Genomic DNA, 10419 nt, shown 5'->3' with positions numbered 1-10419 from the left:
TGTCGCAATCCACACCGAGCCAGAAGGCCCTCACTCATTTCAAGATCACCACGCCGTGAGCCCTGTCACCAACCTCCGTGGTCAGTACACCTAGGAACGCCACCGGGGGCGCTGCCCGGCGGCGGACCCGCCGCCGGGCGTCAGCGCCCTTCGAGGGTGACGGTGACCGCGGTGCCCGGTCGGGCGCCCGGGAGACGGATCCGGGCGGTGCCGGCCCGCTCCCCGGCGGGCTGGTCGAGCGCGACCAGTGCGCCGGCCGGTCGCACGGTGATCCGCACGCCGGCCGGGAACGCGGCGGCGGGCAGGACGAGTTCGGTGGCGTGGCCGGTGCCGTCGGCGGCCCACCGGACGGTGTGCGAGGCGCCGTCCGCGGTGGTGCGCGCGGCCGTCCCGGCCACCGCGGCCGGGTAGGGGCCGAAGGCCGGTCCGTGGCCCGGGGCCGGCCGCCCGGCCGGATCGAGGGCGCAGTAGCCGCCGTCGCCCCGGCACCAGTACCACATCGTCCAGCCGGCGGCGAAGCCGTCCATGGCGTCGACCTGGCGGCGGACCAGCAGGGCGTTCCCGGGCCTGCGGGCGTCGGGCGGCCCCCACTCGCCGACCAGCACCGGCAACCGGTGCGCGGCGGGGTACGCGGCGATCGCGGCGGTGTAGTCCTCCACGAAGCCGCCGGCCGGGTCCCAGTCGGCGCCGGACTCGACGGCGGTGTCGTAGAAGTGCGGCGCGAAGCCGAGCCGGGGGGCGCCGGGGCGGGGGTCGGTGAAGCCCGGCAACCGGGTCGGCACGCCTTGGCCGACCAGGACGGTCGGTTCGACGAACAGCCAGGCGCGCCGGTCGACCCGGCGCACGGCGGCGATCAGCCGGCGGTACATGTCGGCGAGCCGGCCCTGCTCCAGCGCGGCGGAGGCGGCGGCGAGCACCGCGGGGTCGGTCGGGTCGCCGTCCACCGGGCCGAACGGTTCGTTGAACAGGTCGTAGCCCAGGAGCGAGCGGTGGCCGCGGAGTTCGCGGGCCAGCCGGGTGTAGAAGTCGGCCTGCCAGGCGCGGAGGTCGGGGTCGTCGTAGAGGTGGCGGAAGGCGGCCTGGACGGCGGGCTGGAAGTAGCCGGCGAACCAGTCGTCGGGGTCGGCCTCGAAGGGCAGGTCGTCGTCGCGGGTCGCCCAGAGCGGGATGCCGCGGTCGCCGCCGCCGAACTTCGGGCCGTAGACGTCCTGGTGGAAGTCGACCAGGGCGAGCACGCCGTACCGGTCGGCCCAGCCGAGGAGCCGGTGCAGACGGCCCAGTTCGGCCTGGTCCAGCCGGCCGCGGCGGGGCTCCAGCCTGGTCCACGAGACGGCCACCCGGATCAGCGTGAAGCCCCGGGCGGCGAGGGACTCGACGTCCTGCTCGGTGGCCTCGGCGTACTTGTCGAGGTTGAAGCCGCGCAGCCGGAGCTGGCGGCCGGAGGCGTCGACCGGGTCGGTGCGGCCGTCCGGGCCGGTGACGGCGGCGGTGGGGAACGCCGCCTGACGGTGCGGTGGCCGGGCCGCGGCGGGTGGGGCGGACAGCGTGGTGCCGGCGGTGGTGGCGGCGAGGAGGAGGGCAACGGCGGTGCGGCGCAGGCGCATCGGGACCTCCGGAGCGGGGGAGGGTGGGGCCCGATGATGCCGGGGCCGGCATGTCCGGCACAAGGGTGCGGTGGGGAGTCGGCGCCGGGCCGGCGGGGTGCGGGGGCGGCGGGGCGGAGGCGGGGCCTCAGCCGGCTGTCGGCTCCGGCGCCGCCGAGCCGGTGGACAGGGCGGTCGGCAGGTCGGCCGCGGCGGCCAGCCGGCCCCAGAGCAGGTCGGCGAGGGCCTGGACCATCCGGGCCCGGGAGCAGGGCTTGGACTCCAGCCACCAGTCCCCGGCCGCCAGCACCATGCCGGTGATGCCCCGCCCCCAGGCCTCGGCGAGGAGTTCGCGGTCGGCGCCGAGGTCGACCTGGCCCGCGACGGCCCGGGTGATCTCCTCGGCGATCTGGCGCAGCGCCGGCGCGAGCGCGTTCCCGGCTCCGCTCGGGTCGCCCGGCTCGGGGTGGGTGAGCAGCCGGTACACCTGCGGGCGGGACTCGATCCCGGCCAGGTAGGTGTCCAGCACGTGTTCGACCCGGTCGCGCCGCTCCAGCGGTTCGGCGAGCGCGGCGCGGACGGCGGCCAGCAGCCCGCCGGTGTGCCGCTCGGTCAGTGCCCTGATCAGGCCGTTCCGGTCGCCGAAGTGGCGGTAGAGGATCGGTTTGGTGATGCCCGCCTCGGCGGCGATCGCGTTCATGCTGGCGCCGGGCCCGTCGCGCTGGACGACCCGGTCGGCGGCGTTGAGCAACTGCTCCCGGCGGGGTTCTGGGGACATGCGCTGTTCCTTCGCTAGGGCGTTGACACCGGTTACCAAGCAGTAGCAGACTCCGACGATGTTACCCGAGGTAACACCCCGGTCGGCCGCACCCTTCTTCGGAGGCACGCACCCATGAGCACCTTCTCGCTGGACCCGGGCGAGGACCAGCTCGCCGTACGCGACTGGCTGCACGGCTTCGCCGCCGACGTGATGCGGCCCGCCGCCGCCGAGTGGGACGAGCGCGAGGAGACCCCCTGGCCGATCATCCAGGAGGCCGCCAAGCTCGGCATCTACTCGCTCGACTTCTACGCCCAGCAGTACTTCGACCCCTCCGGCGTGGGCATACCGATCGCCATGGAGGAACTCTTCTGGGGAGACGCCGGCATCGGCCTCTCCATCGTCGGCACCACACTGGCCGCCGTCGCCGTGCTCGCCAACGGCACCGACGAGCAGATCGGCACCTGGGCGCCGCAGATGTTCGGCACCCCGGACGACGTCAAGGTGGCCGCGTTCTGCTCCTCCGAGCCGGACGCCGGCTCCGACGTCTCCGCGCTGCGCACCCGGGCCGTGTACGACGAGGCCACCGACGAGTGGGTGCTCGACGGCACGAAGACCTGGGCGACCAACGGCGGGATCGCCGCCGTCCACGTGGTGGTGGCCACCGTCGACCCGGCGCTCGGCGCGCGCGGGCAGGCCTCCTTCGTGGTGCCGCCGGGCACCCCCGGGCTGAGTCAGGGCCAGAAGTTCAGGAAGCACGGCATCCGGGCCTCGCACACCGCCGAGGTGGTGCTGGACGCCGTCCGGGTGCCCGGGCACTGCCTGCTCGGCGGCCGGGAGAAGCTGGACGAGCGCCTCGCCCGGGCCCGGGAGGGCGTCCGCAAGGGCGGGCGGAACGCGGCGATGGCCACCTTCGAGGCCTCCCGCCCGGCCGTCGGCGCACAGGCGATCGGCATCGCCCGGGCCGCGTACGAGGTGGCTCTCGACTACGCGAGGACCCGGGTGCAGTTCGGCCGCCCGATCATCGACAACCAGGGGGTGGCCTTCCAGCTGGCCGACATGAAGACCCGGATCGACGCCTCACGGCTGCTGGTCTGGCGGGCCTCCTGGATGGCCGCGAACAACCTGCCGTTCACCTCGGCCGAGGGCTCGATGTCCAAGCTGTACGCGGGCGAGACCGCCAAGTGGGTCACCGCGCAGGCGATGCAGATCCTCGGCGGCAACGGCTTCACCCGGGAGTACCCGGTCGAGCGGATGCACCGGGACAGCGCGATCTACTCGATCTTCGAGGGGACCAGTGAGATCCAGCGCCTGGTGATCGCCCGGGCGGTCTCCGGACTTCCGATCCGCTGAGCGGCGGGGTCCGCGGAGTCCGCCGGGTCCGCGGCGTCTGTGGGGTCCGCTGTGCCTGCGGGGTCCGCGATGCCCCGGGGGGCGGGCCTCAGCGGGCGGCCCAGAAGGCGAGCCCGGCGGACAGCGCGCCCACCACCGTGCCGACGACGGTCTGCGCGGTGGTGTGGTCCCGCAGCACCACCCGGGACCAGCCGATCGCCGCGACCAGCGGGCAGAGCAGCAGCCACCAGGGCCCGAGCGCGATCGCCAGGCACACCGTCGCGCCGCTCGCCACGGCGGTGTGCACCGAGACCTTCCACCAGACGGTGATCACCAGGATCGGGACCAGCGAGGCGAACATCGCCAGCACGATCGCGGTGAGGTCGGCCGGCGCGTCCAGGCCGAGCATCACGCCGAAGGCCGTCGCGACCGAGCCCATGACGAACGGGAGGACCGTCAGCCGCCGCTGCCGGTGGCCGACGTGCCGGTCCTCAAGGGTGCCCCTGCGGATGCCGCGCCGGATGAACAGGGTCGGGATCACGGCCGCGAAGAGCGCCGCGAACGCCGCCCAGCCGAGCCCGCTCCAGCCGTACCGCACCCCGCCGAGCAGGAGGACCAGGCAGATGATCACGTTCTTCGGCTCCAGGCCGTCGGTGATCTGCCGGGCCCGGATCGTCGCGGGCGTGGGCTCGGTCATCGCGGTGGGGCTCCAGGACGGACTCGGCGGCGGAACGGTCGGATGATCATATCGACGGCCGTGCGGCGGTCCGGCGGCACGGCGGCACGGTGATACCGCGAGGGCGGCGGACCGAGGCGCGGCGGGGCTCAGAACCGGGGCGGCCGGCGCTCCAGGAAGGCCGCGAGCCCCTCCCGGACGTCGGGCGACTCGCGGGAACGGCGTTCCCAGGGCGCGAGGGCCGCCGCGGCCTGCTCCGGGGCGACGGCCAGGGCGGCCTTGACGGCGCCGATGGTCTGCGGCGAACGGGTGGTCAGCAGACGGGCGAAGTCCAGCGCGGCGGCGTCCAGTTCGGCGGCCGGGAGGACCCGGTCGGCCAGGCCGAACGCGGCGGCGTCCGGGGCGGGCAGCAGCTCGCCGGAGAACAGCAGGTACTTGGCGCGGGACGGTCCGACCAGCCGGGCCAGCCGCAGCGTGGGCACCGCCGGGTAGACCACGCCGAGCTTGGCCGGCGTGATGCCGAGCCGCGCGTCCTCGGCGACGAACCTCAGGTCGCAGGCGACCGCGAGCTGGCAGCCGCCTCCCACGCAGGCGCCGTGGACCACGGCGATCGTCGGGTGCGGGAAGGCGGCCAGCGCCTCCTCGGCGGCGACGTTGATCGCGTGGTACTCGTCGGCGCGGTCCGGGTCGCCGTAGACCCCGGCGAGTTCGTCGATGTCGGCACCGGCGCTGAAGGTGCCGCCCGCGCCGGTCACCAGCAGGGCGCGCAGGCCCGGCTGTTCGGCCAGGCGCAGCAGCACCTTCGGCAGGGCCTGCCAGATCTCCAGGGTGACGGCGTTGCGCCGGTGCGGGCGGTCGAACTCCAGGACCGCCAGGCCGTCCTCGCCGAGGTGGGCGTTGAGGCCGTCGACGTGGGTGGGCAGCGGGGTGCGGTCCCGCGTCAGCAGCGGCCTGGCGGCCATGGGCACCTCCGGGAGGGTGGACGGGTGCGGCCACTCTCTCAGGACCGGATGCCGCGGTGCGGTCCGGGGCCGCCGGCCCGCCGGGTGCACCCACCGGGCCGGGGGTCCCGGACCGACGGTGCGGTCAGGGCGTCCCCGAAGCCCCGGGTGTCCCCGAAACCCCGGGCGTGCCCGAAGCCCCCGAGACGCCCTACGCCCCGGCAGCCTCCGCCGCCCCGGCCGGGCCGCCCGCGGGCTTCCACTCGTGGGTGAGCATCGACCAGACCTCGCCGTCGTGGTGGACGCCCCGGTGCAGGTAGCTCTCCCGCATGACGCCCTCCAGCGTGAAGCCCAGCCGCTGGGCCACCGCCCGGCTGCGGACGTTGTCGGGCCGGTTGTGCCACTCGATCCGGTGCATGCCCCGGGTGGTGAAGGCGTAGTCGATCAGGAGCCGGACGGCGGTGCCGATCAGGCCCCGGCCCTCGGCGGCGGGCTCGGTCCAGACGCCGATCTCGCAGGTGCCGGTCTTGGTGTCCCACTGCACGAACATCACGCCGCCGACCAGCGTGCCGTCCAGCCAGATCCCGAAGAGCCGGGCGGAGTCGGCGGCCTGCCGGTCGGCGTAGCGCTGCAGGACGGCGCGGGCCGACTCGAGGTCGGTGGCCAGGGCGGCCCAGCCGATCCACCGGTCGATGTGCGCCCGGCCGCGCTCGATGTGGGCCAGGTACTCGGGGGCCTGCCACGGCTCCAGCGGGCGGAGCACGGCGTTCTCGGCGAGGGGGAGGGCGAACATGGGCTGGCCTTTCGTGGCGCGTCGGGCGGACGCGGTCGGTCCGGGTCGTTCGCACGGGTGATCGTGCTTCGTCCATACATAACAAACGTTTGGTACGTAAGATAGCCCCATGACGCCGGCCCGTGGAGATCATGACGCCCGCCGCACCGAGGTCTCGCAGGCGGTGTGGGGGGTGCTGTCCACCCGCGGCTTCGAAGGGCTGACGCTGCGGGCGGTGGCCGCCGAGATGGGGGCCAGCACCGGGCTGTTGACCCACTACTTCCCGAGCAAGAAGGCCCTGGTCGCGCACGCGCTCGACGTCCTGGAGCGGCGCTCGGGCGCGCGGCCGAGGCGTGCCGCGCCGGCCGACGGCAGCCCGCCGCCCCCCGAGGGGCTGGCCCGGCTGCGGGCGGCGCTGCTGGACATCCTGCCGCTGGACCCGGCCGCGGTGGCCGGCAACCGGATCTGGGTCGGTTCCTGGGACGTCGCGCTGGCCGATCCGGACCTGGCCGACGCGCACGCGGCGCGGTACGGGCGGGCCCGTGCGGCGATGACGGAGCACGTCGAGGCCGCGCAGCGGCTCGGGGAGCTGTCGGCGGAGGCGCCGGCGGCGCAGCTCGCGGCCGGGGCCCAGGCCTTCGCGCTGGGCCTGGTGGTGCAGGCGCTGTTCGCTCCGGCGGAGTTCCCGCCGGAGCGGCAGGTGGCGCTGCTGGACGCCTATCTGGTGGGCCTGGCGGCCTCGGCGGCGGCGGGTGCCGCCACCGCGGACGGGGCGGGTGCGGCGGGCGGGGCGGGTGGGGTCGTCGGGGCCGTTCGCCCGGGCTGATCGGCGGCCGGGCGGTGATGTCCGGCCGCGGCGTAAGGCCCGAAACGGGCATTCCGCCGGGTGTAGTTCGGGGTATCCCCTTTTCGCCGTGTTTTTGTCCGCGGTCATGACACGGATGGTCACGGCATATGCGCGGTGGGTACCCGGGATTCACGGCGGCGGGGGGCGCGATGACGGGTCCGGCGCCTGCGGTGGCCTGCGGGAAAAACAGTGTGGCGCCCCCAGCAGGATTCGAACCTGCGACCTACCGCTTAGAAGGCGGGTGCTCTATCCGCTGAGCTATGGGGGCGGGACGGGCGGCACCCTGATGGGCGTGACCGTTGCCGGGACCGGGCGGCGGGCGCGTGGCGCCCGTTGTCCGTCCCCGTGCCTGAGGGTGGGGTGTGGGGGTTGGCGGGCCCTTGCCCTGTCGGGACAGGATAAGGGTGTCTCGATCCTCGGTCGGGCGTAACGACACCGCCGTTGGTGTGTCGGCCTCGGTGGAGCGGTCCGATAATCGCAGGTGAAGGCCGTGAGTGCAGCGGTCTGGCGGTGTTCCGCGCCGGACGTTGTGCAGTCGTTACGGGGCTGTCTCCCCACCCGTTATGGATTCGGCACGGAGAAAGCGCCGCGGTCGAGGCCGGCCCCGGCGCGGGTGGGGGGCCGCATTCGGGTTCGTTCGGTCGGATGACGTGCGCGGACGGTCGGCGGGCCGCCCGTGGGGGTGTCCGGGGTCGGGCGGCGATCCGGGGCGATTGTTGTCATGGACCCGCAGATCGGGGGCCTGATGGTCACACAAAGGCTGAAATTCACCCCTGAGAGTGACAGTGGTTTTCCACAGCCCCGAGTTGTCCACAGGATTTCCGATCCCCCTGGTACGGATTTCCCCGAGAAGCGCACTCTCAACGCGCACCGGTCGATTCCGTACGGTGCAACCGGGAGAGCGGAGCGTGGCTGTGTACGAGACCGTCATGACGATGATCGGGAATGCCGCCGCGGCGGCGGGTCGCATCCGGGCGTCCGGCGGAGTGCGACCGCGCACGTCCGACCGGCGCCGACCGGGCGGCGGCCCGACCCGGCCGGAGAGCTCCGGGCGGACGGCGGGGTGTCGCGGGTGGCGGCGCGGTCCGAGGCGGGCGCCGGCCTGCGCGGGTGGGTACCGGCGGGCCTCGGCGGGGCGTCCGTCCGGCGCGCTGACGAAGGGTGACCCGGCGGTGGTGGGCGGGAGGCTGAGGGGGCGGGAGTGGGCGGCGGAGGCGGCCGGTGGGCCGGAGGCGAGATCGCCGAACGGTCGGTCGGACACGATCCGAGCTGCGGGGCGGTGACGTTCGCGCGGGGGAGGGGCGTTCCGGGCGGGCCTGCGGGTGGCGCCGGGGCTGCGGGGCGTGGGCTCGGACTCGTCGCGGGGAGGCCGTGCCGGGGCGGATCGTGGGCGTCCTACGGGCGGGGAGGGGCTTGGTGACGGCGGTGTTGGGGGTCGCGCAGGTGTCGTGCGAGGGAAGCGGGGGTGTCGACCGGCGGCGGGCGGGGCGGCGGGCGAGCGCCTTGACTGTCGACAAATATGTTGATCGAGAAGGTTGTTGGGACCGCCCGTGCAATCCCGTTCCGGTTAAGAGAAAGATCCAGACTTTCTGGCAGGGCGTCAGCTTGTGTGGATACTGGGAGCGTTGATAACGATACAGATACGGAATCGTCCTAATTTCGCATGGGGGTTTCCGGGCCCCTGGGGCTCAATAGGATTCGTCTGGTTCACATCGTGAAGCAGCGCCACAGGGGGCGCGGCAAGCAAGGCGGGCTGCCATCGGCAAGGCCCGGCCCGGAGGGATCCCAGATGTTCCAGAGGCATGGGCGGAGTCTTCCGCGCATCACCACTGTCATGCTCACGACCAGCGTTGCGCTGGGCGGAAGCCTGTTCGCAGCCGGTGCGGCGGCTGCGGCCGACGCGCCGGGAGACGGTGTCACGGCAGTGGTCCAGCCGACCATGATGAGCGAGGAGATCGCCATCGAGGGCGGCCACTCGATCCAGGGCGGGCTGTTCACCCTCAAGACGGCCGACGGTGAGATCAAGACGTACTGCATCGACATCGACCACCCGGTCGACATCACCAAGGCCATCGAGTACCGCGAGTCCGACTGGAAGTCGAGCTCGCTCGGCCGCCCGGAGAAGGCTCAGGACGCCTCCAAGATCCGCTGGATCCTGGAGAACTCCTACCCGCAGGTGACGGACCTCAAGAAGCTGGCCGCCGACGCGGGCGTCAAGGGCGAGCTCACCAAGGAGGACGCCGCCGCCGGGACCCAGGCCGCGATCTGGAAGTTCTCCGACGGCAAGAACGCCACCCCGGTCGACGCCGAGGCCAAGCAGCTCCGCGACTACCTGGTCAGCGAGAAGAACAAGGGCATAGCCGCGGAGCCCAAGCCGTCGCTGAGCCTCACCCCGGACTCGGTGTCGGGCAAGCCCGGCACCAAGCTCGGCCCGTTCACCATCAACTCCAGCGCCAACGAGGTGAAGCTGGCGCTCGCCGGCGACGCCGCCGACAAGGTCAAGCTGGTCGACAAGGACGGCAAGCCGGTCGCCGACCTGGCCGGCCCGGTCGCCAAGGACACCCAGCTGTGGCTGGACGTCCCGGCCGACACCCCGGACGGCACGGCCACGGTCAACGCCGCCGCCGAGACCGTGGTGCCCAGCGGCCGCGTCTTCCTCAGCAAGGGCTACACCCCGGAGAAGCACAGCCAGACCATGATCCTGGCGGGCTCCACCAAGCTCAGCGTCAAGGACTCCGCCAAGGCGACCTGGAAGGCCGCCAAGGGTGCGCTGATCGACAGCACCGCCGTGGTCGAGTGCGTCGCCAACGGCGTCAAGGTGTCGGTCGCCAACGGCGGCGACGAGGCGGCCACCGTCTCGGTGAAGCCGGGCAAGGACCTCACCGTCCAGCCGGGCAAGATCGAGACCGTCGTCGTCCCGGTCGCCGAGGACACCGCCTACGACATCACCGTCACCGGCCCGAACGGCTTCACCAAGAACTTCAAGGGCATCCTGGACTGCAAGACGGTCAGCGTGACCACGCCGACCCCCACCCCGACGGCCAAGCCGTCGACCCCGGCGCCGACCACCCCGGCCCCGAGCACCACCCCGTCGGCGACCAAGAGCGCCACCCCCACCCCGTCGGCGACCGTCAGCACCACGGCCGCCCAGCCCGCCCCGGCGGTCACCAGCTCGGCCCCCGGCACCACCGGTGGCCTGGCCGCGACCGGCGGTAGCGACGCCACCCCGATCATCGCCGCCGTCGCCGGCGGTCTGGTCGTGGCCGGCGGTGCCGCGGTCTTCCTGCTGCGCCGTCGTGGCCGCCACGGTGGCACCGCCGCCTGAAGCGCCTCTGCCTGAAGCACCTACGCTACCCGGGGCGCCTCTACCCGAGGCGTCTCGACCCGGGGCACCTCCGCCCGAGGCGCCGAGGAGCTGACACCCGGCCCGGGCCCCCCCCCCACCGGGGGGGGGGGGCCGGGCCGGGCCCGGTGGGGGGCCCCCGGGCCGGGGGGGGCGGGCACGCGGGCC

At 73.9% G+C, this 10419-nt stretch carries 8 protein-coding genes and 1 tRNA gene; 3 read left to right on the top strand and 6 right to left on the bottom strand.

Annotated elements, in window-relative coordinates:
* Window positions 1-140 precede the first annotated feature (140 nt).
* Together ACFWOG_RS35590 and ACFWOG_RS35585 are read right to left on the bottom strand one after the other, a co-directional pair.
* Window positions 141-1604, bottom strand: a complete 1464-nt coding sequence (locus ACFWOG_RS35590) for a cellulase family glycosylhydrolase (protein WP_380363457.1) — start codon at window positions 1602-1604, stop codon at window positions 141-143.
* Window positions 1605-1731: 127 nt separating this feature from the next.
* Window positions 1732-2361 carry a TetR family transcriptional regulator gene (locus ACFWOG_RS35585; protein ID WP_329881962.1) on the bottom strand — a complete coding sequence of 210 codons (630 nt, stop codon included), beginning with the start codon at window positions 2359-2361 and terminating at the stop codon, window positions 1732-1734.
* 114 nt (window positions 2362-2475) lie between these two features.
* On the opposite strand from ACFWOG_RS35585, the gene ACFWOG_RS35580 reads away from it, so the two are divergent.
* Complete coding sequence (locus ACFWOG_RS35580; protein WP_380363454.1) at window positions 2476-3693, top strand: acyl-CoA dehydrogenase family protein; 1218 nt, start codon at window positions 2476-2478, stop codon at window positions 3691-3693.
* An 88-nt stretch (window positions 3694-3781) separates the two neighbouring features.
* On the opposite strand, the gene ACFWOG_RS35575 is transcribed toward ACFWOG_RS35580, so the two are convergent.
* The 3 genes from ACFWOG_RS35575 to ACFWOG_RS35565 all read right to left on the bottom strand — a co-directional run bounded on the left by ACFWOG_RS35575 (window position 3782) and on the right by ACFWOG_RS35565 (window position 6082).
* Window positions 3782-4369, bottom strand: a complete 588-nt coding sequence (locus ACFWOG_RS35575; protein ID WP_329949368.1) for a hypothetical protein — start codon at window positions 4367-4369, stop codon at window positions 3782-3784.
* A 128-nt stretch (window positions 4370-4497) separates the two neighbouring features.
* A complete protein-coding gene (locus ACFWOG_RS35570; protein WP_329949369.1) occupies window positions 4498-5310 on the bottom strand; it encodes an enoyl-CoA hydratase/isomerase family protein in 813 nt (270 codons plus the stop codon).
* A gap of 190 nt (window positions 5311-5500) precedes the next feature.
* Window positions 5501-6082: a GNAT family N-acetyltransferase gene (locus ACFWOG_RS35565; protein WP_380363451.1), complete on the bottom strand. Its 582-nt coding sequence runs from the start codon at window positions 6080-6082 to the stop codon at window positions 5501-5503.
* A 109-nt stretch (window positions 6083-6191) separates the two neighbouring features.
* On the opposite strand from ACFWOG_RS35565, the gene ACFWOG_RS35560 reads away from it, so the two are divergent.
* On the top strand, window positions 6192-6887 hold the full coding sequence (locus tag ACFWOG_RS35560; RefSeq protein WP_380363449.1) for a TetR/AcrR family transcriptional regulator: 696 nt from the start codon (window positions 6192-6194) through the stop codon (window positions 6885-6887).
* Window positions 6888-7100: 213 nt separating this feature from the next.
* On the opposite strand, the gene ACFWOG_RS35555 is transcribed toward ACFWOG_RS35560, so the two are convergent.
* Window positions 7101-7176 (bottom strand) — tRNA-Arg (locus tag ACFWOG_RS35555).
* A 1566-nt stretch (window positions 7177-8742) separates the two neighbouring features.
* On the opposite strand from ACFWOG_RS35555, the gene ACFWOG_RS35550 reads away from it, so the two are divergent.
* Window positions 8743-10233 carry a Cys-Gln thioester bond-forming surface protein gene (locus ACFWOG_RS35550; protein ID WP_355404661.1) on the top strand — a complete coding sequence of 497 codons (1491 nt, stop codon included), beginning with the start codon at window positions 8743-8745 and terminating at the stop codon, window positions 10231-10233.
* The last annotated feature ends 186 nt before the right edge of the window (window positions 10234-10419 follow it).

It is taken from the genome of Kitasatospora sp. NPDC058406, assembly GCF_042722765.1.
Lineage (GTDB): Bacteria > Actinomycetota > Actinomycetes > Streptomycetales > Streptomycetaceae > Kitasatospora.
Note: the sequence above shows the minus strand (reverse complement) of the source record. Positions and strands in the feature narration are given on the sequence as shown.